The sequence below is a fragment of the Paenibacillus septentrionalis genome (genome assembly GCF_042659865.1).
In the GTDB taxonomy this organism is placed as follows: domain Bacteria; phylum Bacillota; class Bacilli; order Paenibacillales; family Paenibacillaceae; genus Pristimantibacillus; species Pristimantibacillus septentrionalis.
Window position 1 is genome coordinate 1 of the sequence record NZ_JBHSTE010000001.1, and the last position, 25349, is coordinate 25349.

Annotated in this window: 19 protein-coding genes and 3 pseudogenes; 17 read left to right on the forward strand and 5 right to left on the reverse strand. The window is 35.7% G+C overall.

Annotated elements, in window-relative coordinates:
* Positions 1–130 precede the first annotated feature (130 nt).
* The 11 genes and pseudogenes from ACFP56_RS00005 to ACFP56_RS00055 all read left to right on the forward strand — a co-directional run bounded on the left by ACFP56_RS00005 (position 131) and on the right by ACFP56_RS00055 (position 13933).
* Positions 131–397: a hypothetical protein gene (locus ACFP56_RS00005; RefSeq protein WP_379229733.1), complete on the forward strand. Its 267-nt coding sequence runs from the start codon at positions 131–133 to the stop codon at positions 395–397.
* A 327-nt stretch (positions 398–724) separates the two neighbouring features.
* The gene (locus ACFP56_RS00010; RefSeq protein ID WP_379229735.1) at positions 725–1606 is read left to right on the forward strand and encodes a hypothetical protein; all 882 of its coding nucleotides are present in this window, start codon (positions 725–727) and stop codon (positions 1604–1606) included.
* 82 nt (positions 1607–1688) lie between these two features.
* Positions 1689–2711 carry a tyrosine-type recombinase/integrase gene (locus tag ACFP56_RS00015; protein WP_379229737.1) on the forward strand — a complete coding sequence of 341 codons (1023 nt, stop codon included), beginning with the start codon at positions 1689–1691 and terminating at the stop codon, positions 2709–2711.
* Between the two features lie 581 nt (positions 2712–3292).
* On the forward strand, positions 3293–3505 hold the full coding sequence (locus tag ACFP56_RS00020; RefSeq protein ID WP_379229740.1) for a hypothetical protein: 213 nt from the start codon (positions 3293–3295) through the stop codon (positions 3503–3505).
* A 333-nt stretch (positions 3506–3838) separates the two neighbouring features.
* Positions 3839–4796, forward strand: a pseudogene (locus tag ACFP56_RS00025) (IS30 family transposase).
* A gap of 112 nt (positions 4797–4908) precedes the next feature.
* Positions 4909–7029 carry an AAA family ATPase gene (locus ACFP56_RS00030; protein ID WP_379229742.1) on the forward strand — a complete coding sequence of 707 codons (2121 nt, stop codon included), beginning with the start codon at positions 4909–4911 and terminating at the stop codon, positions 7027–7029.
* The gene (locus tag ACFP56_RS00035; RefSeq protein WP_379229745.1) at positions 7016–8932 is read left to right on the forward strand and encodes a UvrD-helicase domain-containing protein; all 1917 of its coding nucleotides are present in this window, start codon (positions 7016–7018) and stop codon (positions 8930–8932) included. Before ACFP56_RS00030 ends, ACFP56_RS00035 begins: the two co-directional genes overlap by 14 nt.
* An 85-nt stretch (positions 8933–9017) precedes the next feature.
* Complete coding sequence (locus ACFP56_RS00040) at positions 9018–10655, forward strand: TIGR02391 family protein (RefSeq protein WP_379229747.1); 1638 nt, start codon at positions 9018–9020, stop codon at positions 10653–10655.
* A 14-nt stretch (positions 10656–10669) separates the two neighbouring features.
* Positions 10670–10864, forward strand: a complete 195-nt coding sequence (locus ACFP56_RS00045; RefSeq protein ID WP_379229749.1) for a hypothetical protein — start codon at positions 10670–10672, stop codon at positions 10862–10864.
* 739 nt (positions 10865–11603) lie between these two features.
* A pseudogene (locus ACFP56_RS00050) lies at positions 11604–12765 on the forward strand (IS256 family transposase).
* A gap of 211 nt (positions 12766–12976) precedes the next feature.
* On the forward strand, positions 12977–13933 hold the full coding sequence (locus tag ACFP56_RS00055; RefSeq protein WP_379229751.1) for a 3'-5' exoribonuclease YhaM family protein: 957 nt from the start codon (positions 12977–12979) through the stop codon (positions 13931–13933).
* Positions 13934–14484: 551 nt separating this feature from the next.
* On the opposite strand, the gene ACFP56_RS00060 is transcribed toward ACFP56_RS00055, so the two are convergent.
* Positions 14485–14835 (reverse strand): helix-turn-helix domain-containing protein, encoded by a 351-nt coding sequence (locus tag ACFP56_RS00060; protein WP_379229753.1) that lies wholly within the window; start codon positions 14833–14835, stop codon positions 14485–14487.
* A 159-nt stretch (positions 14836–14994) separates the two neighbouring features.
* Between ACFP56_RS00060 and ACFP56_RS00065 the strand changes: the two genes are divergently transcribed.
* Together ACFP56_RS00065 and ku are read left to right on the forward strand one after the other, a co-directional pair.
* Positions 14995–15324, forward strand: a complete 330-nt coding sequence (locus ACFP56_RS00065; RefSeq protein ID WP_379229755.1) for a hypothetical protein — start codon at positions 14995–14997, stop codon at positions 15322–15324.
* An 81-nt stretch (positions 15325–15405) separates the two neighbouring features.
* Positions 15406–16263: a non-homologous end joining protein Ku gene (gene ku, locus ACFP56_RS00070; RefSeq protein WP_379229757.1), complete on the forward strand. Its 858-nt coding sequence runs from the start codon at positions 15406–15408 to the stop codon at positions 16261–16263.
* Between the two features lie 427 nt (positions 16264–16690).
* Here the strand turns inward: ku and xerS are convergent, their stop codons facing one another.
* Both xerS and ACFP56_RS00080 read right to left on the reverse strand, forming a co-directional pair.
* Positions 16691–17746: a tyrosine recombinase XerS gene (xerS, locus tag ACFP56_RS00075; protein WP_379229759.1), complete on the reverse strand. Its 1056-nt coding sequence runs from the start codon at positions 17744–17746 to the stop codon at positions 16691–16693.
* 562 nt (positions 17747–18308) lie between these two features.
* The gene (locus ACFP56_RS00080) at positions 18309–18554 is read right to left on the reverse strand and encodes a helix-turn-helix transcriptional regulator (RefSeq protein ID WP_379229762.1); all 246 of its coding nucleotides are present in this window, start codon (positions 18552–18554) and stop codon (positions 18309–18311) included.
* Positions 18555–18700: 146 nt separating this feature from the next.
* On the opposite strand from ACFP56_RS00080, the gene ACFP56_RS00085 reads away from it, so the two are divergent.
* From ACFP56_RS00085 to ACFP56_RS00100, 4 genes are read left to right on the forward strand one after another with little or no spacing between them, the layout of a single operon-like run.
* Complete coding sequence (locus ACFP56_RS00085; protein WP_379229764.1) at positions 18701–19360, forward strand: TnsA endonuclease N-terminal domain-containing protein; 660 nt, start codon at positions 18701–18703, stop codon at positions 19358–19360.
* Positions 19347–21311, forward strand: coding sequence for a hypothetical protein (locus tag ACFP56_RS00090; RefSeq protein WP_379229767.1), 1965 nt, complete (start codon positions 19347–19349; stop codon positions 21309–21311). Before ACFP56_RS00085 ends, ACFP56_RS00090 begins: the two co-directional genes overlap by 14 nt.
* A gap of 16 nt (positions 21312–21327) precedes the next feature.
* Complete coding sequence (locus tag ACFP56_RS00095; RefSeq protein ID WP_379229769.1) at positions 21328–22302, forward strand: ATP-binding protein; 975 nt, start codon at positions 21328–21330, stop codon at positions 22300–22302.
* Entirely contained in the window at positions 22303–23784 is a 1482-nt protein-coding gene (locus tag ACFP56_RS00100) for a hypothetical protein (protein WP_379229771.1), read from the forward strand. It abuts the gene before it with no gap.
* A gap of 705 nt (positions 23785–24489) precedes the next feature.
* Here the strand turns inward: ACFP56_RS00100 and ACFP56_RS00105 are convergent.
* Entirely contained in the window at positions 24490–25125 is a 636-nt protein-coding gene (locus tag ACFP56_RS00105; RefSeq protein WP_379229773.1) for a LysE family translocator, read from the reverse strand.
* Positions 25110–25238 (reverse strand): annotated as a pseudogene (locus ACFP56_RS00110) (DUF6366 family protein); the annotation flags it as partial. The pseudogene ACFP56_RS00110 and the gene ACFP56_RS00105, both read right to left, overlap by 16 nt.
* Positions 25239–25349 lie beyond the last annotated feature (111 nt).

A 25349-nucleotide genomic window follows, 5' to 3' on the forward strand; every position in this document is an offset into this window, starting at 1 on the left:
AAACGCTCCTTCTAGATATTAATCTCAGTCTACTAGCCCACATAATTTTTGTCCAACTTAGTGTAACCTATCCATAGGGCATCCAAGATTTCAAAAGCTGATCGAATTTAATAGTATAACAGATAAGGATATGTTAGATGGATCTGCTGAAGCAAAAGCATTTGATGATAAGGAATACGTCAAGCTTCACCAATCAACGTTAAGGAAAGTCGATTGCTTACAAACAATATTGGAAAGAACAGCGAGTGGATCTTTGAAGAACAACTCTAAATTCTATGATATTTATGGAATAAGCCCACAAGGTATTGCTGAAATGATTAAAGATAATTGGTTGATAGGATTATTATGGACTGGAATTACCTTAATACTCGGGGGATATATAGGATCTTTATTTTAGTAAATGCTAAGAGGGATGATACACCACTTAATGCCGTATTCATACGGTGGGCCTGGAGGCACTTGGTCTGCAGAAGCATTTCGAAGAATCGGATTCAGCTGACACCTTCATTGGTTAAGTCATTTGGACCCGGGGCTAGCGCCCCTTAAGCCAGTGAGGGTACGTGAATATAACAACGTTAGGTGAAACAGTTGAAGAGAATTTATTAAGGGCTATTGAAAAGATTAGTTAAACCCCAGAAATGTGTTTTAATCAATTTATTAAAGATTACAAATAATTAAATGACATATTGTGTTTCTTGTGAACAGGAGTGAGATATAAATAATTATGAGAAAAAGATATTATTTAGAAACTAATGTTTTATACTCATTGGTTAACAAAATTCATTTATTTGTTGGTAATGTAGACGTTACAACGTCATTACTTGCCTATCAAGAGATAATATGGGGAATAAATGAAGAACAATATCATAAGAGAAGAACATTATTACTAAAACTTAAATCTTCAGGTTTAAAATTATACCCTTATTTACCAATTGAATGCATTTCGATTGCATTCCAAGTAGATATTTCAAATTTACCTATTGTAATCGAAGAAAAGAAATTACTTTGGGAACAAGTTAATCTTGTAATATCTTGTGATAACTATCAGCAATATGCTCAAAAATTAAGTGAGTTATATGATATTGATGTTGAAAACGTAAAACACTATATGAGTGAGCGAAAGTACGTGAATCAGAATATAGCAACTTCCACTATAAGAGAGAATCATATTAATTTAAAAAGAATAGAAGAAGAAAGAGTAAGATGTCCTGAGTATTATAATGTTAGTATTGAGGACTTAGTCCATGATCCAGAAAAGGAACCTAATCGAATGATTGAAAGAGAAATGCTCGTGGAAGTACTGAAGGTATGCAATATTAATTTTAAAGAATCCGAGCTTAAGAATGCAATGCTAAAATATGATGGAAAACAACTCGTAGCATATATTTTGGGTAGGAATTTTTATTACTGGCATAGGAGTCGTAAAATGATGCCTGCTGGCAAGAACGACAGTATTGACTTAGAACATTTACTTTATTTACGAGATGAGGACTTTGTAATCGTTTCAGATGATAGATTATTCTCATATTCAACAATGAAGCCAATGAGAATAAATTGTGAAGATTTCTTGAAAGAAGTATCTCAAGAGGGAAATGACAACAGCTAACATAATAATTACTCGACGGCTTTGACTTGGTCACTGTGTTGCTTTGTCACTTACGAAACCTAATAAGAAATATGGTGAAAAAATGAAAATACAAGAAATAATGAATTTGGTAAATAATTTTGGTAATGGCCTAACTAAATCTAAATATGATATGTACATTCCAAAAATTCGAGATTATTTTGTACCATATCTCATAAAGAAAAAGTCAGAATCCGATTTGGAGAATGTCTTAAAGTATGAAATAACTCGTAATGATATTATTCAAAGTACACTTTACTATATTGAGAAGAACACAAATGTAAGAAGCAAGTCAGCCATAGACGATTTTTTAATTGTACTTAATAGGTTTTTCGATGAGGAGATATATATTAACTATCCTAATCAGAATTTAATATCGATTAGGCCATTTACTTCATTAAGTAAGGAAATTGAGAAAATAGCAGAATCTAGAGGTATGCACCTTAATCCCCGTCAAAGTCGTCCTGAGATAAATGAAGATCAAGCAAACTATATAATTAATCATCTGATGAATGACAAAGAAGAAACCTTCACAAAGATGCAATATAAATTGCTAATTCAATTTTATCTTTTATATGGTTTCAGCTTTGATAATATTAAGAGGATTGAAGTTACAGATTACCATCTGGATGAAAGAAAGCTTGAAATAACTTACCAAAATCAACCTAAAAGATTGCTACAGATAGAAATACCATATAAATTGCATAAATATATTGAGAAGTATATAGAAATGCGAAACAATTTCAACTTTAGTAGTAGTTTCCTATTTGTAACCACAAATGGAGGTCAAATATCATATAACTTCATAAAAGGTTACTTAGATAAGATTAGAAGTGATTATTTAATATTGAATCCTGATGAGAAAGAAATGATAAATTCTTTTACACAAACGGGCTTAGCTAAATATGCAATTATTAAAATGATACGAAAAGGGGTTAACCAATCAATAATATCTGATTTAACAGGCTTTCAGATAGATACCTATATATATTGCCAGCAGAAAGTAGATGAATTACTTGAATTAAATCGAAATCGATATGTAAATCATATGCTGAGGGATATGTCTTTATATGATCAATTTAACTAACAAATGTTACTTGAAGAAGGAACTCACATATGATAACACCATATTAATACAACGTCGCATACGCTTCTTTGTCACTAACACTTCAAAAAAACATTTCAAAAGCAAAGTGAAACAACTAGAAACAAATGAATTCCTAAGGTTCAAGTTAGATAGAGACATTACAAAGGTGAGAGTGCGCTACCAAATATACACGAAATCTGAGCTGATAGAAAGAATTATTGCACTTGAAACATATGTCTCTCTACAAAATGAAGCACATGGTTGAAGGCACAATTTGAGAGGTTTACTTAATAAATTCTACATATTACCGAAACAGAACATTTTTAAATTAAAGTAATTCTATATTAGAAGTAAATGTATTATAACGATGGAGAGTATTTAATTATGTTTAGCTTTGAACTAACACAAAGATGGGTTTATATTCTTGAATTATCAGAGGGTAAATACTACATAGGGGCAACAGATAACATATAGAAGAGATTTATAAAGCATGGAAAAAAACATGGAGCTGCTTGGACTTTGTTATACAAGCCACTGATGTAATTGATGTTGGGATATGCACTGAAACTGAGGCAACTAAAATGGAAAATAAAGTGACATTAGATTGTATGAGCAAATATGGTTGGAAAAACGTAAGAGGTGGGATTTATTTTAGCCCTAATGATTTTTTGGTCTATGAGAAGTTAATAATAAATTCAAAGCAAAAAGAGTTAGAGTTTTTTATTGAAAAACCTAGTAATGTAACAGAAAGCCATCTTCAGCGAGTATTAAAAGGTTCTAATAGAAGCAATTAATATCAACGTTTTGACTCATTTGATAAAAACACTAAGGCAACGTTTTTGCATCAATAAGTGTAGTTCATGGTGGAAAGAATGCAACTATGACAGTAGCCCAGTTAGAACAATTTGACCTACAAGAATTAATCATGACGTGGTATGAAAGTAAAAAAGATAAGTTTCCTGGTATTGATATAAAGGATGTTATCGCAAATTTTGAAAAGCTACATTCCGACAAAATTAATCGATATGACAGATTGTAATATGAAGTGCGACACCTAAAAAAATAACCCATGACGAAAACTCGTGTAGAATGAAGTTACCACACACCATCTACAAGGAGGGCTCGTCATGAGCTATACCCATCTTACCATAAACGAGCGTACTAAAATAGAAACGTTATTTCAATTAGGGTTTAGTGCTAGGGCTATAGCACTTCATATTAGGCGTCACCATTCTACGGTTTCTTGTGCTTAATCGTATGACTAGCCTTTCCTCTACTTATGAGGCTACTGATGCCCAAGAGGACTATCATCACAAACGTATGAACAGTTAGCCTAAAGGCAAATTCACACCGATTAGAGCACATCATCTTACTCAAGCCCTTGCAGCAACATGGTCTCTTGAACAAATGGAAGGTCGTTTGAAGCTAGAGCAGCCACAACATGCTGTATCCTTCAAAACCATCTACCGTTGGATTTATGAAGGGAAGTTAGTCGAAGGTAACACGATCTTCTTGAGACACAAAGGTAAACGTAGAAAACCGCGCGAAACCAGAGGTCGCTTTAATCTAGGACTATCGATTAGGCAACGTCCTAGAGAAGTGAAACAGCGTGAAACATTTGGTCACTGGGAGCTTGATACCGTTGTGTCTAGCCGTGGTAAAAGTAAAGGATGTTTAGCTACTTTTATCGAGCGTAAAACACGCTACTACTATGCTGTAAAGATGCCAGACCGCTCAGCCTCATCCATGGAACAAGCTGTTGCTACCGTCTTAGAGGAACTAACCTTACCTATGCTTAGCGCTACGGTAGATCGTGGTAAAGAGTTCGCTTGTCATGAAAATCTGCTAGAAGAGCATGGTTTGACGGTCTACTTTGCTGATCCGTATTCTTCTTGGCAAAGAGGCAGTAACGAGAATGCAAATGGACTGCTACGAGAGTTCTATCCTAAGAAATATGATTTAAACACCGTAGACCAAGCGGAACTTGAATGTGCTTTAGATTTAATCAACCGTTGACCACGCAAATGTCTGAATTGGAAAACTTCTTACGAAGCGATTATGGAAGAGCTGTCGCAATTAGCTTAACAATCTATCACATAAAAATAGGGAAAGTAAAACAAAATACGATCTTAATTAATCTATCACTGATAATTTTATTATTATTGTATAAAATTATATTTAGAATTGAGGAACAAAAATGTATTTAAAAGAACTGAGAATTTGGAATTTCAGAAAATACGGAGTTCGCGAGGAAAATGCACCGGGCTTGACGGTTTATTTTAGTCCAACATTTAATCTTTTAATAGGTGAAAATGATTCTGGTAAAACCGCAATAATTGATTCAATTAAATTTACACTTGGAACAACTAGTGACGATAATTTGTGGCTAACTGAAGAAGATTTTCATGTGAATAAAGATGGAGTTAGTGCAACTGAATTAAAAATTGAATGTATCTTATCTGGTCTAACAAGTCAAGAGGCTGGTATCTTCTTAGAATGGTTGACTTTTGACGAAAATGGTAATTATGAGTTACAGGTTAGACTAACAGCAAAAAAGAGAGAGGCAGAAGCTGGTCTACCTGAACGTATCGAAAAAAGCATCAAAGCAGGATCTGAGATTTCCGCAATGAGACTTGAGGGATTGGCAAAAGAGATACTGCGTTCTACGTACTTAAAACCTTTAAGAAACGCCGAAAGTGAACTTCAACCAGGAGTGCGCTCTAGACTAGCTCAAATATTAAGAAGTCATCCAGCTTTTTATAAGAAAAATCCTTCGAATAAGCATGAATTAGAAATTACATTTGAAGAAGCTAATGCCGAAGTGGAGGCATTTTTTAATAAGCCATACAGTGATAATCAATCAAAAACGATTCAGTCACAACTATTACAATATTTAAAAGAATTTTTCAATGCACCGAGTGGAACTCAAACCGAACCTAATTCAATGTTTAAAATTACAACAGTTAAATTAAATGATATTTTAAGAAAACTAAGCTTATTGCTTGAAGAAGTGCCCTCTGGTTTAGGTAGTTTAAATTTGTTATTTATTGCTGCTGAGTTACTATTACATGAGAATGAATTAGCAATTGGACCTAATCTGACATTAATTGAAGAAATTGAAGCCCATCTTCACCCTCAAGCTCAATTAAGACTGATCAAATATTTACAACAAAAAGCAAATTCTGATTCAGGAATAGGAGGCCAATTTATATTAAGCACTCATAGTACTATTTTAGCAGCCTCTACTATGTTAAATCATAATATATTATTACATGATGGAATTGCTTACCCTATGGGACCTGAATACACTAAACTAAAAAAAGAAGACTACGAATTTCTTGAACGATTTTTAGATGCTACAAAATCAAATCTCTTTTTCGCTAAAGGTGTTATCTTTGTAGAAGGAGATGCAGAAAATTTACTACTTCCTACAATTGCTGAATTGTTAGATAGACCATTACACAAATTCGGAGTGTCAATTGTTAATATTGGAAATACAGCTTTTAAGCGTTATGTAAATATATATTCTAGATCTGATTCTTGGATAACCAAATTCCCGTATGCGAAAATGTCAATGCCAGTTTCTGTAGTTACTGATCTTGATGTTCGACCAATTACTTATTACCAAGATAAAAAGAGAAAAAGTGATGATGATGATTCTAATACACCAGTTATATATATCATTAAAAATGAAAATTTTGAACAAGTTGCTGAACTATTAGGCGTGGAGACTGAACAAATAAGTCATTTGTTATATCAAGCGTTTGCAACGAAGTCTAGTTTTAAAGAAGAAATTCAAAGCTATGTCAAAGTCTCAATCAGTACATTTAATTCAATAATAGAACTTGTAAAGGAGAACCTAACAGAAGAAACAGTTGAATTTCTAAAACTTGCAAAAGAAAAGTCTATAAAAGATAAGTATGGTGATCTACAAGAAAATATACAACTAAATTTAGCATCAAATTGGACACTAGAATACGAAATTGCATTAAGTGGCCTAGATATGATGCTAGCTGAAGCAATATACACAATCCAACACAATAAATTAACACCTGATGAAAGAATTATAGAGTTTGAAAAATATACACAAACACTTTTAAGTTTACCACCCGAAGAAAGAGCGTATCAAATATATAGACCATTATTGAAAAAAAATGTGTCTAAAGCGACCACCGCACAGTATTTAGCTATTATCTTGCAGAATGAGAAAAACTCAGAAAAAGCTAAAAAGAGTTTGTTATATGATGACTCTTTAGCTTATTTACGAAATAGTATCTATCATGTTACAGGAGGGATACCGAGTAATGCTAATAAATGAGTTAAATAGAATTAATGTTGAATCAGCTTTGCTCGGAGCTGGAAGGAACTTTTCAGACGAACAAATTGCTGTAATAAATTCAGATAAATCGATTAATATTATGGCATGTCCAGGTAGCGGTAAAACTACGGTTCTAACTGCAAAAATTGCATTGCTCTTAGAAAAAATCATTAATGAGAGAGTAGAAAAAGGGATTTGTATCATTACACACACTAATGTCGCAGTTGAAGAGATTATTAATTCTTTAGCCAAATTAGGAATTAGTAATGTTTCATATCCTCACTTTATTGGTACAATTCACGATTTTTTCAACACATTCTTTTCTTTAAAAGCATACAACCTATACACAAATAAGGATAAGTACTACCTAATGGAAAATGATGAATATAAAGCGTATTTCAGTAAATTCTTTGAACGTAATAAACCAACTTTTTGGAGTGTTAATACACCAGTCTCAGCAGTTGATAGAACAGAAATAAAAATCGATGATAAGAATAATCTAACTATTATCTCCAAAAAGAGAGATGGTAGCAATTATCATAAGTCTGTTCCTGTAACTTTTCACCAAATGTTTAATAAAGGGTTTATACGACATTCTGATACTATTCAATTAGCCCATTGGTATATTAGAAAAAATAAAGAAGCAATTAAAAATGCTTTTCAATCACGTTTTAAGTATATGTTTATAGACGAGGCCCAAGATACTAGTATTGAACAATTTGATTCATTGAAAATGCTTACTGATGACAGCGAAATTATTTGTCAGTGGTATGGTGATTCTTACCAAGCATTATATAGTCTGTATGGTAAAGAAGATGCATGGATGCCTAGTCTTGAAAATACCCTTCAAATAAACTACAGTAACAGGTTTGGAGAAAACATTGCCAAAGTTCTTCGTACTACATGTATTGAAGAATATAAAGTCCTAAAGGCTAATAATTCAATTAATTCATTTTCTCCGCACCTATTCATTTATAATGATCATAATAAAAAAGAGATCCTAAAAGTTTATTCTTTAATAGTTAGCGAATTAAAGAGAAAATTAAGTTCAAACCAAGTTAAAGGGAAAGTAGCTGCTGTATGTCATCATCATGATAGTTTAGAAGGTTATTATGATACTTATCAACGAACTAAAAGTAATAAACCTCTACAATCTGAACTACAAGCTCTAACTAGTGTTTACAATCGTGTATTAACTGATGACTTAAGATTAAACGACGATCAAGACCCTAGCCTTCCCAAAAAACACTTGAAAAACTTAACAGCTTTTTTGAATGACAATTACTTATCAGAGTACATTGAAATAAAATCATATTTAAGTCAGTGGGTAATGTCCATTAAAACGAGCATAGATGATGAAGCTATCAAAAATAGTATATTTACTAGTCATAATAACCTGATTAAAAAAATATTAAACAAGAGTTATGAAGCAGAAATAGATATAAGTAATATGGAAACTATAAGATTTAAGATTATTAATATATTAGAATCTAATAACATCAATGAACTTTCACAAAATATTTTTCAAGATAATACTTCAAATATTGAAGTGGAATTAAATACAATACATGGGGTAAAAGGGGAAACGCATTTTTCTACTCTTTTACTCGAATCAATTCGGGACGATATATCTGATATACAACAGATTATTAATTTCCTTACAGGAAGATATATTCCTGAACTAATTGATATTGAACCACTAATAAGGGATACTTTAAAGTTAGCTTATGTAGCATTAAGTAGACCTCGTTACTTTGCAGGTGTAGCAATACACGAAAATAATATCTTAAAAGAAGATATAGCTAATGCGGAAAAATTTGGGTGGGAAATCGTTCGAATTAATGACTATCATGATATTGGTGGACATCCCATTCATAACGCGCTACTTCCGATCAAGCAATAAATGCTTTCGGGGCAGGAGTTAAGTTACTATATGGTAAATATTTATTTATTACATTGCATGTGAATTCAACGTATGGAGTGATTGTATGACGTCGAAGATTCCTTGTCCGCTTTGCGGTAATGAAGCGGTACAAATGAGAGATAGGTCAGAGGTTTATCTGATAAAATGCCAAAGTTGTGGTGACTTCCAAATCACCCGAGAATGCTTGGGGGATCTACCCGGTGAGCGTAAACTTCTGCCCCAGTTGATGAAGGTATCGGCATTCACACGATACCGCACGATCAACAAAGAGCCGGTAGCAACACTATTCATTGGGACTCCACGTGGCACAGATGGGTTCTCCATTCAACAAATCATCGATCAGTTCCCTACAGTGCCGGAACGAAAATTTAAAGCGCTGCAGAACCTTCAGGGACTTTCGAAATATTGGGGTGATTCGGTTGCGATTGATCGCAAGGATTACTCCATATTCTTTCCTGAGGTAAATGAAGAGCAACCGAGCCTGATGATGATGCAGACGTTAGTGGAAGAAGGTTTAGTTTCTGGTGAGGTAAAATTCCCTACACAGCTTACGGTAACGGAAAAAGGAAACACGCTATTGAGGGATCAAGCAGCTCCTGCAGTTCCAATAGCTTTAACACCAGCACATCAAGTTTCTGTGAACGAGGAATCGACTCCAGTCGCCGCTCAACCAAACAAGTTGGATGGTTTGCATCCGAGAGTTTTGGGGGTCGCACAAAAGCTTTTCCAAGATGGTCATTATCGTTCAGCTGTCCTCGATACGTATGTAGCGTTAGATAATGATGTTAAGCACAAAAGTAGGCTGCAATATGATGGGACAGAGCTAATGCAAAAAGCTTTTACAATTAATAATAAAAAGGGAACTAATGAAAGGGCAACAATTCTTAAGGTAGCTGGCGGTGATGACCCTCAACAAGGTGCGATGTGGTTATTTTCTGGTGCAGTAATGGGGGTTCGGAATATATTAGCACATGATCATTCGATACATCCATCAGAGCAGGAAGCGCTAGAGCAGCTATACTTTGCATCGATGTTGTTCAGACGATTAGACCTCGCGGTTAATGTTGAAGCAGAACGACTCATGATTGAAATTTCTCAACTAAGGTTTAGACTGGATGGAACTCGTTCTTACTCCAACACATCAAAACTAAAAGAATACCTTGCTCCTTCAAGAGAGTTTGTTGAAGATGAATTGCACAGGATTTGTTTTAGTAAGATCATTGAAATAATTAAAAGTCCCTATTTCAGTGACCAGAATGCGGGTATCGAGCTGTTATTGGAGTGGGATACACCGATCTTTGAACATATCACCTTTGATGACCATCTCGAGTTGATCTATGCCATTTATACCGCAGGAGGTTATTCTTACCCATCCCGAGCAGCCGAGGCTTTGATTAAGAATGGATTTAAGCCAATATCATCGAGCCTTAAGCTGTTTCAAGAGCATCTGCTTTCTAGTGCGGAGGTCTTTAATAGTGTCCTAAAGAAGATTGGGTCAAGGGATAACTTCTTCAAGTCAATCGCTCATTACGCTGATCTAGATTTTAAGATCCGATTCCTTAACAAGGTAGTCGAAAAAGAGTTCGTGTTGAGTAAGCATGAGTTGAATACTTTGAGTTATGAGTTGAATAGCACAGGACGAAAAGATCTTAAAGAAATAGCCGAAAAGATTGAGAAGATGAACGAGGAACCTAGATACTGAGGAGGGCAGAACCTATGAAGGCATCGCCAGATTTTATCAAGCAGTTGGAGTTATTGTTTGAGCAGTATGAGAAAGAGGTTATGGAGAGGCAGCATGATGGTATTCTTGAGGAAAAGACAGTTAAGACGTACCTACTCCACTCCAACAACTTTGTCAGATGGTGCCGAAATGATTTCGTACCTGGGGCAAAGAAATTTAGAAAACGTTAACAAATAAAGATACTGAGGACAAATTTTTTCGAGTAGAAAGGTATACTAGTTATTCAAATAGGGACGTTTCAAGCAATCCTCAATTCAGTTTCTCCCTTCAAGAGCGTATTTACTAATTATGGGGATGAGAAATAGTATATGATCGATCTTTAATTAAAACACAGTGTATCCGAGGCGCTGCTTTTGGCATAGGTTTTTGTATGTGTAGTAATATTGCTGAAAATTGGCGATACAGGGATGTTGAAATCAATTTTGGTAAGAAATATGTTTATCTCATCTTTGGAATACATGGAGTTTGTTTCGAATTAATGGATGTAGTGGATGACTATAGTGTATTAGACAAAATGCTTGTTCCAATACAGTCAATTTACGTATTTGATAATGCTTGATTAATGAATAAAACACAAGTAACTAATTGGACTAACGAAGAACGTTAGTTACACAAAGAAAGCGGCAGTCTAAGACTTTATTTTTCAAGTCTCGGTCCGCCGCTGTTTCATTTTTATTAAATTATTTTTCGGATTCTGACGATATTCAATCCTCATAAATCCCGTTAGTTCAGGTTTTTCTGTCTAGGACTTTATATTCCTTCGACTATAATTCGTACTTGATAACGTACAATTAAGTTCGCAAAAATAAAAAGGAAAAGTCATCGGTACCTCCGAAATGGTAAGTGTCCAGCAAACCAGAAGGAGAGATAACCGATGACCTACCCTCTTTTAATGGAAACCTTGAACAAATGCTATTGCAATTTATGTCCGAGCAGGATCCCATGCTGTCGATGCTACAATGGCTCTGAGAGCAACTGATGGAAGCGGAAGTCACTGCTAAAGTACAAGCTCAAAAATCAGAGCGTACCGACAGTCGGGAAGCCTATCGCTCAGGCTACCGTCTACGACGTTTTGACACACGTATGGGTACGATGTATCTCTTTGTACCGAAATTGCGGAAAGGAGGCTATGTGCCGTTCTTTGTTACGGAGAAATCACGTTCAGAAACCGCCTTGCTTCAGGTGATCCAAGAAGCCTATATTCAAGGCGTATCCACTCGAAAGATCAAGAAGTTAGCAAGCTCATTAGACATTGAAACCATCTCACACAGTCAAGTCTCTCACATCACCAAGGAACTCAACGAGCAGGTAGAAGCCTTCCGCAATCGTCAACTAGCAGACACCTATCCTGTGTTGTGGGTCGATGCCTTGTATGAGAAAATTCGTGATGGGCACCGTGTCGTGAACATGGCGGTACAGGTTGTCATCGGTATGGATCTAGAAGGTTAGCGTGACATTCTAGCGATTGAGCCGATGTTGGAAGAATCCGAAGCGACCTACAAAACCTTATTTGACGGGCTGAAGGCTAGAGGCGTTCAGGACGTTTGGCTTGTCGTAAGTGATGCTCACAAAGGACTTGCCAAGGCTATCCGTGAATCGTTCCTCGACTGCTCTTGGCAACGTTGCAAGGTGCATATGATGCGGAATGTACTCGCACATGTTCCAAGTCGTGACAAAGAGCGGTTCGCTGCTAGTTTGAAACAGATCTGGCTACGACCCGATTACCAAGCTGCCCTTTCTTATGCGAAGCACTTCATGGAGAAGAAAAACAGCACCCAGCTGCCATTCAAACGTTAGAGGAAGGGTTGGAGGATACGCTTCAATTCTTTAACTTCGAGGAGATGGATAGCCGCAAGATTTCGTCTACCAATCTGCTTGAACGATTGAATAAAGAAATCCGAAGACGCACTCATGTCGTAGGCGTGTTTCCCAACCAGGATTCATACTTCGCTTAGTGACTAGCTATCTCATCGAGTACAGTGAAGAATGGTCCAGCGGACGCTCCTACATTCACCCTAAGATTATTCAACAGATTCAAGAAAAACACTACATGCTGCATAAGCCAATTTGAGGTACTGATGCTTTTTGCGAGCTTTATTTGAAACTAACAGATCGTTTGTAGGTATTGTTACAAGAGTTCGGATTTATATATTTTATTGGATAAGTCAACAACATATATACTTGTCAATGGGGGATACTCGGATACCATCTTTCTTAGAGAAGGTAATAATCTTTATTTTGTAAAATAACTCATAAACCACATTGTAAGGAGCGACAATACATTGAATATGATTAAAACATTTACCGAAGGTGAAGAACTTATCGGCTTTTATTTGTTGAAAAAAGCAGATATAAAGCAAACCAACTCAACACCTCCGAGAGATTATTTTGATTTTGTCTTGGCTGATACTAGTGGAGAGATTCCAGCTAAGCTCTGGGATGTTTCTCCTGTCGATAAAGAGACATACTTCCCGATGATGCTAGTGAAAGTTCAGGGATTTGTTCAAATGTATCGTGACAAACCTCAAATTAAGATTAATCGAATTCGTAAGGCTACTGAAGAGGATGGTTACACCCTGACAGACTTTATCAGATCAGCTCCGATTCAACCGATTGATCTAGTACACATGATCAAGCAAACTGCAGTCAGCATTCAAGACAGCGAAGTTAGACGTGTAGTGGAGTACTGTGTCAGCAAGGTAGAAGAAAGGCTTATGCATTATCCAGCTGCTAAGGTAATGCACCATGCTTACTATGCCGGACTAGCTTATCATATTTGTCGAATGCTTGAGCTAGGAGAATTTGTGGTAAAACAGCGTCCTTTCCTTAATCCTGATCTAATCAAAGCGGGCATTATACTGCACGACATAGCTAAACCTGAGGAAATGGACGCAGAACTCGGCATTGTAAAGGACTATAGCTTTAAAGGAAAGCTGCTCGGGCATATTTCGCTAGCAGCAAACTGGATTATTGAAGCAGCTATTGCTCTGGGGTTGGATACCTCGGATGAGAAAATCGTTTTACTTCAACACTTGATTCTTTCTCATCACAATCTTGGAGAATGGGGCAGCCCGGTGCAGCCGCAAATACCTGAGGCAGTTGCTCTGCATTATATTGATACGCTAGATGCAAAGCTTCAGGCTGTTGAGGATGCTTTAGATTCGACACCTGATACCGAAGAATGGACGCAGCCACTTAGAATCATTGAGAACAAACAAATTTACCGAATGAGAAAATAATATCAAACATTGCCAAAACTTCCTTTATGCAGATTGGTAAGAGGCGTTCTAATAAGAGAGTAGGTGCTATCGTGTACAAAATGATAATTTTTGATATTGACGGAACATTAATTAATACAGAGGATGCACTATTGCTCAGGACAAGAACTTGTATGGTTAGCCGAAAATAGGCGGAGGCATGTCCACTTCCTCTACAAATATCTATCGAAGTAATATTCCACCGTGGCCTTATTACCTTAGAGAGCTTGAAACAAGAGGTTATGGTTAGGCATCAGAAATGATCCGACAATATTTACCTGATTTTTGTGGCCAAAGAATTATTTTAGATTTAGACGGTAGTCCATCCTAAGTCTTAATGTTAAATCCTAATAAATAAACGATTTCAGAGCACCAATTAATAATTTTCAATCATGAACTTGATAGTCTAACCAGATAGCTTAGTTTCTTTGAATTTTACAATATATATCTATAAGAAATAATAGAATGACAATAGGGGCGGAATATTCCGCCCCTTTAAGTTCTAAGTATAAGCTTATACCCATCTTATTACATTAATCCTGTTTAAAAACTTCTTTTATGATAAGCCTCGCTTTTCGAATATCATTCATATTTCTTGAGGAGAGCAATTCCAAGATCTTATTTATTTCATCTTCTTTACTTCCTGTATGATCAGATACTTTAATCAATCGAGTATAGGAAAAAAGCTCATAAATTTCAGTATCTAATGCATCTGCTATCTTCGCTAGGTTCAATAAGGAGATATTTTTTTCAGCTCTCTCGATCCCACCTATGTATGAAAAGTGAAACCCAGCAATTTCGCCAAGTTGTTCTTGCGATAACCCTTTTTCTTTCCTCAAGTCTCTAATCTTCGAACCAACTAGTTTAAGTATGTTATTTGACATTTTAACACCTCTATCTGAAGTGTATACAACGTCTAGAAGCCAAAACATACGTAGATAAATATCATTTAATCTTTATGATACTTATAAGTATTAAATTGTTGTATATGCGGCTAGAATAATAAGAATGTTAGGCTATAATTTTTCATAGGGAGAATGATTGTGGATAAAACAGATAACTTTATACTGAAGAAAGCTGTAATTACCAATAAGGGAATTTGTTATCAAGACATGTATTATTCATGTCCTATAGCAATTAAAGAAAACTGGTTTAATTACTCATTAATGACAGACGAGACAACTTACACTATTGTGATAATTAATATTAAAGAAAATAGAGTAATTGCTGTGACATCTCCTAATACCGGCAAAATTCATGAAGTATGGCAACTCAATAAGCGGATTACTTCTGAGGACTCAGAGTACTTTAAGCAAATAAATATATTAAAAGAATCCATTAAACAAAAGAAAACACTTGAACTACAGGAGTGAAAAAATTTATATCAAGTCGATTGATTAATGTTGCATAAAATTGGAAAGGATGTTTGTAAAAAATAGAAAGGTAGATATAATATGCATACATTGTGGAAAGGGGCATTAAGTTTCGGATTAGTTCATCTACCGGTTAAAATGCACTCTGCAACAGAAGACAAAGATATTACAATGAAACAAATACACCGAACATGTGGTTCACCTATATCATCACTTAAATTCTGTAAAAATTGCAATAAAGAAACAACTACTGAAGAATTAGTGAAAGGTTATGAATATCAAAAGGAGCACTATATCTTTTTTGAAAAAGATGAATTAGATGCTCTTCTGCCTGAATCGAGTAAAGAAATTAAAATTCTAGATTTTGTGGATATGGATGAGATAGATCCGATTTATTTTCAAAAAACATATTACCTATCACCTGATAACAAGGCTGACAGAGGATACACTCTTTTGATGAAAGCACTTAAGACGACGAGTAAGATAGGTATTTGCAATGTCTCCATTAGAGCGAAAAGTAGTTTAGGAGCAATAAGAGTTATCAATAACTGTCTGGTTTTAGAGACACTATATTACTCGGATGAAATTAGACCTATTGAAAACGTTCCTAATATCCAGGCCGATCCTATCGTTGATCCAAAAGAGTTAATGATGGCTCAAACTATTGTCCAGCAGCTATCAGTTACTTTTGAGCCAAAAAAATATCAAGACGATTACAGAGATCAATTGATAGAGGTTATTAATAAAAAAATACAAGGGCACGAGATTCAATATACAGTCAATAAACCTAAGAATAATGTATTAGATTTAATGTCTGCTCTCCAGGCTAGTCTTGAGGCTTTAGATCAAAACAATATTAAACCTCCTGCAAAGAAAAGAGGAAGACCTAAAAAAGTTAAGCCACAAAAAAGTACATCCGATAAGAGTGAAGTGATCTAATAATATGAGAAAGGTGGCCAAATTAATAAATTAACGGCTTGGCCTTTTTCTATTAATAAAAGATTTATATATATTGGCACGCTCCCCTTACTGTAGACAGGTGAAATAATAAAATCAGCTACTGTGAGGGGAGCTTTTTCATCTCAAAAACAGTTCATTGCTACGGAAAACTCACTTTCCTTGGTCAAATAGCAAATCACGAGATTGGTGTTACAGCTGCAGCCAAGAACTATGGGATCAAAAAAGACGCCTTTTGTTGTGGATCTCATGTAAGGCCAATTATCGGCGTGGAGGAGTGTTCGATGCGTGCAGCATCATTATATCTGCGGTATGGAATTCTATCGGGAGTTCTATGTAATATAATTTACTAAAGAAATACCTAAACGCATTAATAACATAAAAGCTAAGATAGCGTCTATCTTAGCTTTTATGTTTCTAGACCTAACATTTTAGAAAGAAGTTCATACTTTTCCGTATTTTCAATATTTCTTAATGCAAGTTGCTGTTTTGTTTGTACGAAGTCGCTCTTATTCTGATATTCCAAACCAAAAGAATACCTTAATTGTCGAGTTGTTACTTCTGGTTTACCGTATTTAGCGGAATATTTATTCACTAACACTTGTATAGCTCTTTTTGTTATTCTATTGCCGATCGTTCGTCCATTTGGAATAGCTAAGAAAAACGCTTTTTCGTTAATCTCCGGACGATATTTTTTTTCTCGAACATTCAGATAATTGACTAAGTCTTCAGATATGGAGTTACTGAATAATACGATGTGGGTGCTCCTTAGCCCAGCTCCCTGGCGAATGATAGTGATTTGTTTATGTTGAAGTGAAACATCTGAGAGATTCATGTTAACAATATCACTTACAAGTAAACCTGTTTTTAGCATTAAACTAATAATACAGATATCTCGTAAATTATTCAGATCATAAAACCATAGCGCTTGTAAATTAGTAGAATTTTCGACTCTGTAGCCTGTCCGAATATAGTTTATAAAATCTTCTGATTCATCCGATACTAATACCTTCTTTTGAATAGCACGGGCAGTTGAAAGTGGATCTGTTAATCTTTTCGAAGTGATTTTACGAAACACATTCTTCCTCAGTAAAGGTTCTCCTTCAGTATTAACTGCAACATCGTGGAGATAGTTAAATAAAGATCGGAGTGATTGTAACTTCCTAGCGATGGTACGCTCCTTATTTCCTTCGACCACTCTGAGGTATGATTCATAATCAACTATATTTTTAAGGTTTAACTGCTCTAAATGATTAATTGTGATCTCAAGAATCCGTTTAATATCGGGCATTATCTCCATAATCATCCAAGAGAAAAAAAATTCATAATCCCGCGAATACTCAAGTAGGGAAGAGGGAGACAAGTTTTCACTTAATTTGTAGTGAACATAATCCTTGACTGTCGGGGGAAGGGATTCTATTTTGGTCTGGAGTGAATCAAAATCTTTCTGCTCCTGAATTTTCACAATTTTTCACCTCTAAGTTCATGATCAACGTCAATGTAATTTATTTCCTTCTTAACGCATATTTAAACTACTCGAGTTAAAAGAACTGAAAGGTAAAAACCATCGTATTTACAAAAACGCGATCCGTATTCCTAATCATCACAGAACGTCGATCGTGTTTTCTAAAGTTTAAGAGTAATTATAGCATTGCATCAGGTATAATACATATTAGTATTTTTATTAGTGATATGATACTTATATGTATTATACCCGTTAGACATGGTAATAATTTTACTGAGGTGAATGTAATAAAGTAAGTGGATATTTTAAGTTCCTGGCAAAAGTAACGTCAATAGGATTATTACTCAATGGTATTTAATACATAATCTCCCAGTTGATTAGAATGCAATGGTTCACAATCGCTGAACAAATGGGAGTTGAACTATCCTTGTATTATACGATGAATACGATTCTAAACATGTCATATACATGATTTTTACACACCTGAAATTGCCACGTTCATAACTGATATAAACAAATCGGCCCTTACCTAGTAGCAACGTATCAAACCGCTATAAATAATTTAAAGTTTCGAATGACGATGATGAACAACCATTGAATCGATTACTTTTTCAAAAGGTTCATCCAAAACACATAGTAGCTCATATAATGCAAAAATACTCAAGCGATGTCTACCAGTTTCAATATTGGAAAGGGAAGAACGTGACAGCCGAAATACATAACATATATCTTGCTGAGTACGATTTTTCTTCTTACGTAACTCTTTAATATACCTTCCTAACCAACGATAAAATTCATCTTCATGCATTAATTACTCCTCCTATTTTTCTTTTCTATTAATCTATTATGTTCAAATAGTTTTGCTGAGATACCACTTGTTTGCATAAATATGGATATAAATGTTGATAATTATAAGCAATCAACAAGAAGCAAGTAGAGAAAGAGGTGTTTGTTATGCAGCAGCCCAAAATTATGCCGAGAGGCTCTAAATACGGAAGTAACTACTGGATCTCAGAAGGACCAAAAGTGGGAATGAGGCAAGTCACATTTTATAGTGATCTTGAATTTGATCATTGGGTTTATGTAGAGACTGAACCAGAGGTTGAAAAATATTGCGAACAATATCCTGAGATCTCTTATGTTTTGAATGGTGAGCTTCACACTAGTGTATTCGATATGTGGATACAGCTTAGAGATGGATCGATTAAATGTTGTGAGATCAAGTACGAATCGGAACTTACTTCAGAGAATCCACAGTACGAACGAACACTTCGTCAAATTGAAGCACAACGAGCCTATTGTGAAAAACACGGGATCCATTATGAAATAGTAACGGACAAGCATTTAAGACAAAATCCTTATGAATTAGAGAACAGATTGAAGATAATCTCATTTGTTAAGAACAATCCTGTGCCAAGTGCCACAGCGCAATTAAGAAAATATTTACGAAATGAACGTAAAAGCATGCAAGATTTAACGGATTTATCCTCAATACCATACCCACTAGTACATAATGCGTGCTTATGGTTGTGCTATCAGGGAGTAATTCAGCTCAATCTTGACGAATCAATAATTTGTAGAAAAACGGAGGTATGGTTACGTGAGCCGTGTTAAGGTAGTTGACAGCGGGGAACTATCACTTGGACAAAAAGACCAGGAGCTGTGGCTTCAAGTAGATATTGCAGGAATGGAAGAAGAGGAGAGGGCACTGTTTCTTAAACGTAAAGAAGCAATAGACCTTTATGTAGCAAACGAGAAAAGCCATGAAGAGATCCACTCTTTAATCGGTATTAATCGAAGGGAAATTAATCGATTATACACAAGATGTATCTCTTTCGATCCAAATGGCATACCTTGGGGATACAGAGGATTGATCCCAAATAAGAAGATAAAGAAATACGAATTAAATCCGTTATCAAAAAAAATTAATGATTCCAGAAAAACAGGGGAGTTTAGTCTACTTCTTGAAAAGTACCCAAAAATTCGTGATGAAATTGAAAATTTATTTCTTGGTCGAAAAAAACTGTCCGAACCGGTCATGAGGCCAAAATATATCCATAAGAAATTTGTTGAAATGTGTAAAGAAGTGGGTATATCCCGAAGTGAATATCCGTTTAATACAAACCATTTAGGATATAGGGCGTTATGTCGATTCCTAACTCAACTTAGGAATAAGCACTTTGGTACAGCATCACGTCGTTATGGTCGAGACGCTGAACAAAAAGCAAAAAATGCAGGGATAGGAAAGCAAAACTATCCTTCGACCTTAACACCATATCAAGATGTTGAATTTGACGGTCATCGAATAGATGGAATATTTGTAATTACGGTGAAGACCTTAGAAGGCGATGATGCAGTTCTTACACTAGATAGACTTTGGTTTTTAAGTTTTATAGATAGAGCAACACATTCAGTTATCGGTAGACCACATATATGTTTAAACAAAGAATATAATGCTAGCGATGTCATGATTGCTGCTAAAAAGGCAGTAATGCCTGTTAAAAAAATGAATCTTACTATTCCAGGACTTACATATCAACCGCCCGGTGGCTACCCATCTGAACGATTCCCTGAAATAGAATGGGCTGTTTGGGATGTTGTTTATTTCGATAATGCTCAAGCACATCTAGCTGATTTGGTGAGAGAACGTTTTCGTAACTTAATTGGATGTACTACATGTTTGGGGGCAGTAGGTAAACCGATGAGACGTCCGCATATTGAACGTTTCCATCAAACACTTACTTCAAGCAGTGTTCAACGTATGCCGAATACAACAGGTAGCCACCCTAATGACCCAAGGCGTGAAAATCCTGAAGAGATGGCCATTCAATATAGGATTACATACGAACATTTAGAGGAAATTTTAGACGTTGCTGTTTCCAATTATAACGGCACTCCACATGGTGCAATATTCTACAATTCACCTCTTGAAATATTGGAGCAACGAATAAATAAAGGGATGATACCTAGATTGTTAAATGAATCGAAACGCTCAGAATTTCTATTTACGCAAATTGAAAAAAATCGAACTATTCGCGGAAGTCACCAATCTGGTAAGCGTCCATACATCGAATATATGGGGGTCGAATACCGGAACGATTTATTGGCTCAATCTGCCCATTTGATAAACACAAAGGTAACGATACATATAAATGTTGATGATCTACGCACAATCCGAGTGTTTTTGCCAGATGGAAGTGAGTTTGGCGAAGTCGTAGCCACAGGGAAGTGGTCATTAACACCTCATAACTTGCAGATGAGAAAGGCAATTAATCTGTTGAAAAACAAGAAATTAATTCACTTTACTCAATGGGAAGATCCCATCTTTGTGTATCACGAATATTTGTTGTCGCAAAAGAAAAAGAAAAAGGCTACTGCAAACCAAATTGCAAAAGTCCAGAAAGTCCTCCGAAAAAGAGATGAAGAAATTAACAAAAACGTTGCATTGGCGAAAGCACATGAAGATATTAATGCACTTGAGCAGGCAAGGGAGCGACAAGAAAAGACACAGTCTACATCAAAAACGCCTACTGTCAACAGACGATTTAAAACAATAACATTATAGAAAGGAGTAACTTGGAATGGTTAGACCAATTATACCTCCAGGTACACATCCGATTGAGCAAGGACAATATATATTGCCGACCTTGGAGATAAACAGATTAATGGATAAAATTGTTCAGATTATTAAAGACGGTGCTCCAGGCATGATTGTACATGGGCGCCCTAGGTTAGGTAAAACAAGAGCAACCATGTTCGCTGTTACCTATTTACCCGAACTGTTAGAAAGTCCTTTACCAGTTTTTGTTGCTGATAGTAAAAGCTATAAAATTCCTTCTGCAGAGAAATTTTTTCGAGATATGCTGGCTGACTTCCGTTTTGTATTTGAAGGGAAAAGAGATGAAATCGTACTTCGAAATCAAATCGTGAACTTAATGCATGAGAAAGCCGAGCGCTCAAATCTTCGAAGATTGGTTCTAATAATGGATGAAGGCCAGAAATTAACGGAGTGGCAATACGATTGTTTAATCGACATTTACAATCAGTTAATAAGAAGAAATATAAGAATGACTACGATAACAATAGGTCAAGAGCAACTTGTCAATCGTCGCTCATTCTTCCTTGCTAATGAGAAATCACAGATTGTTGGAAGGTTCATGCCAACTGAATACCGCTTTAGAGGTATCACTACAAAAGAAGAGATGGAGTTCGTCCTTCAAAGTTATGATGAATCAGAATATCCTCTAAATAGTGGATGGAATTACACACGCTTTTACTTCCCAAATGCATTCGATTCAGGAAAAAGACTTGCCGACTATGCTACTAGCTTGTTTGATTTATTCTTAGCCATTAGAGAGGAGTTCGGTCTTTCAAGAAAAGAAGTTGAACTGCCTATGGAATACGTTGCATTTACAGTAGAAAATGCTATAAAACTAAATGGTGCCAATGGGAAATGTTCAGAATGGTTATCCATGGACCAATGGAAAGAGGCTATACAAAGATCGGGTTACATTGAATCAGAAATCTATATGGCATTAGCGAAGAAGGCGAACTAAATGATCGTGTGGAGAAGAGATTGGATAAATGATTTTGAAACACCTTGGTCCGTTTTTGAAAAAGTATGTTATGCGAACCATGTAGGACGGACGGACATACTAAAAAAATTGGGAGACGCTGAAGTAAAAGGAATCAAAAGTCTAGTTGGGGATAAGAGGAGGGAGCTAATTAAATTAAGTAGTTTTAATCCGCAACAATTAGAAGATATATTAAATTATGATCTAATCGGTCACAACAAAAAAATAATTTCAAAGTTATTATTACCGATAAATAATTTTATTGAAAGAGATGTGATATGGTTTCCAATTAAATTGCAATGGTGTGAACAGTGTATTCAATTTGGGTATCATAGTTGGCTACATCAATTCGCATTAATTCATTATTGTCCATCTCACCAGACAAAATTGCTAGACTCCTGTCCTTCATGTCAAAACGATATTCCATTTTTATTAAGTGATAAAAGACTCGGAGAGCCTTTCACATGTACATGCGGATATCGATTAGCCAACTTTGAAGGGAGAGGGTGGACAGATTGGAAAAATTCAATTGAATTAGTTGATAATTCTGTAATCAACTGGCTCGAACAGGACGTTATTAATGATGAACAAAACACATATTTGATATTTAATACAGCTGCTGCTAGTGTTCATCTACTAAATCTAGCTCCAATAATATACTCAAAATTTAGACGGGAAGAAACGATTGATTATCAATTGTACGCAAAAAGCAATGAATACCAGTATAATATTTACAAGGAAAATGAACATTGCTTTAGAAACATTGACCGCTACATTAAATCTAAAATTTTGTACAAGCATCGTGAATGTGTTCGAATTCTTCAGGAATTGAAAAAAGAGGAGGGTGAAAATTTTCCACCTATTTGCCCATTTGCTTATGCATATGTTTTCTGGAAGCATACTCTTCTAAAGAATGATCGTTTTTATATTGAGGGTAGGAAAGAGGATAGTATAAAGTTAAGACAGTATTCAGGATTAAAATTTGTAACTGGTTTGATACAAGACCATATTATTGACATATTAAACAAAATCTCAATTAGTAACTATTTTAATAAGAACTTAGTCCATTGGACTATAAATCGGTTTACTACAGAATTTTGCTTAAACTATTTCTACCAATGGCTCAATATCGCGAAAAAACATTCTGAAGCGATAACGACACCTTCTTGGACTGAAGTTCTCAAGATGGTTGAAAATAGTTTACCAAAATCTTTATACAAAATACAGTTAGATGGAAGTGTAAATCTAACAGTTGAGTTGTTTGCCTTGCCCAATATTATAATTATTGAGAATTTAGAAAATGTAAAATGTAAACTAAGAACAAAACATGTGCGTAAGTCATATCGAAACATGAAATCTATCACACCAATGATGGCAGCTATGCGAATTTTTGATAATCCATCAAAAGAAAATAAACTGCAGCGTGATTACGTTGAAGCTTACGTATCTCGACTGACAATTTGAAATTAAAGAACGACTAATGATCGGTACCTAATGTACCGATTTTTTGTTTCCTTCAGGAAAAGACATCGAGGGAATGGGATAAAGTTCTTGTCATTTATGACCTAAAGTTCTTGTCATCCGACAAAACAAAAAATCATATAGGGCGTGGCTTTAATTCGATTTATATACATATGTACAAAATACGAGTTTTGTGAAGTAGTATGTGGAATTTATGAGTGTGTTTTCGAACTGCACTTTTCTTGACAACTTCAAAGCCATATTATTGATACACTTTCGTTGGTAATGAAAATTCCGAACACGAATTCAAATCCTGTCAGTCCTGATTGATAAAATTGAAACTACCCATTCGGTAATCGGCTCATGTTCGTGTCCTTTACGGCAATCGGTACAAATTCTTGTCCCCGACAGCTAAGATTTCGAATACCTATAGGAAGAACGCACTTTTCCTCTGTATGTTTATAAGCATAGTCTCCTAATTAAAAGATCAAAGGCGCTACTCGATATCTATCACTTCCACGTCCCCACGGCTCGCCTCCATGAGATTGAGGAAGGTAACCTCGCCGCTAGAGGCGTTATGCACTGAAAAACGGCTAGCAGAGGCCATTACTTCGAACGTGACCCGCCCCATTTGGCCGCCGACATGCCGTTGTTTGATTGAACTCCCCCTCATACGTCCATTATCTTTAAAACCTTAACTTCATAGAATCATTGTCTTTGGAATGCAACCTTTAAACCTAGCCCGATATAGATCGTTCCGACCAGCTTGCCGCTCCAACGACTCAAATGGACTACCCATTTCATCCGTTTGGCCATTTTTCCAATGGCCGAAACACTCAATACGATCACTGTCGTATACAATGCACTTAAGGTTACAAAGATGAGGCCAAGTATCAAAAATTGCCCCAATACTTCACCTCGTTCATGGTTAATAAATTGAGGCAAGAAAGCCAGAAAGAATAGTGCAGTTTTTGGATTAAGTATCTCGGCGACAGTCGCCGAGACATACGACTTTATAGCCCCTGCCGATTCAATCTCAGGAAGTTGTGGCTCTGAAGACTTACTTAACATTGAGCGAATCCCTAGATACAATAAGTAAGCCGCACCTGCATATTTAACAAAATTGAATGCAAAAGCAGAGGTCATAAGTATTGTTGAGAGCCCCAAAGTAGCAAATAACGTATGAAAAAAATCCCCAGTTGCTATGCCAAGTCCTGCCATGATCCCTCCTTTTCGCCCATTTTGAACTGTTTGGGTGATAGTAAGGAGAACGGCTGGTCCTGGAATTAAAAATAGACCAAGGACAACGATTACATACGTAAACAAAGTTAAAAAGTCAAACATTTGTTTTCTCCCTTCTTGATATATACTAAATCGACTAGACTACCAGATTGATCCATATTAGTTCCATCATTGATATGTCCAAATGGATTATTTTTCAACTCCTCATGTCTTAGTCTTTCTCTTGTTCATCCAGGAGTTTCATAATTATTATTCATTCTTTCCCACCTAAGTAGGATTACAAAGATTTAGGCAGCTACTACTTTGAGCAGCGGCAGCAAGAAACG

Coding starts and splice junctions, on each gene's coding strand:
- ACFP56_RS00005 (WP_379229733.1), top strand. CDS start 131: ATGTTAGATGGATCTGCTGAAGCAAAAGCATTTGATGATAAGGAATAC.
- ACFP56_RS00010 (WP_379229735.1), top strand. CDS start 725: ATGAGAAAAAGATATTATTTAGAAACTAATGTTTTATACTCATTGGTT.
- ACFP56_RS00015 (WP_379229737.1), top strand. CDS start 1,689: ATGAAAATACAAGAAATAATGAATTTGGTAAATAATTTTGGTAATGGC.
- ACFP56_RS00020 (WP_379229740.1), top strand. CDS start 3,293: ATGGAAAATAAAGTGACATTAGATTGTATGAGCAAATATGGTTGGAAA.
- ACFP56_RS00030 (WP_379229742.1), top strand. CDS start 4,909: ATGTATTTAAAAGAACTGAGAATTTGGAATTTCAGAAAATACGGAGTT.
- ACFP56_RS00035 (WP_379229745.1), top strand. CDS start 7,016: ATGCTAATAAATGAGTTAAATAGAATTAATGTTGAATCAGCTTTGCTC.
- ACFP56_RS00040 (WP_379229747.1), top strand. CDS start 9,018: ATGACGTCGAAGATTCCTTGTCCGCTTTGCGGTAATGAAGCGGTACAA.
- ACFP56_RS00045 (WP_379229749.1), top strand. CDS start 10,670: ATGAAGGCATCGCCAGATTTTATCAAGCAGTTGGAGTTATTGTTTGAG.
- ACFP56_RS00060 (WP_379229753.1), bottom strand. CDS start 14,835: ATGTCAAATAACATACTTAAACTAGTTGGTTCGAAGATTAGAGACTTG.
- ku (WP_379229757.1), top strand. CDS start 15,406: ATGCATACATTGTGGAAAGGGGCATTAAGTTTCGGATTAGTTCATCTA.
- ACFP56_RS00080 (WP_379229762.1), bottom strand. CDS start 18,554: ATGCATGAAGATGAATTTTATCGTTGGTTAGGAAGGTATATTAAAGAG.
- ACFP56_RS00085 (WP_379229764.1), top strand. CDS start 18,701: ATGCAGCAGCCCAAAATTATGCCGAGAGGCTCTAAATACGGAAGTAAC.
- ACFP56_RS00095 (WP_379229769.1), top strand. CDS start 21,328: ATGGTTAGACCAATTATACCTCCAGGTACACATCCGATTGAGCAAGGA.
- ACFP56_RS00100 (WP_379229771.1), top strand. CDS start 22,303: ATGATCGTGTGGAGAAGAGATTGGATAAATGATTTTGAAACACCTTGG.
- ACFP56_RS00105 (WP_379229773.1), bottom strand. CDS start 25,125: ATGTTTGACTTTTTAACTTTGTTTACGTATGTAATCGTTGTCCTTGGT.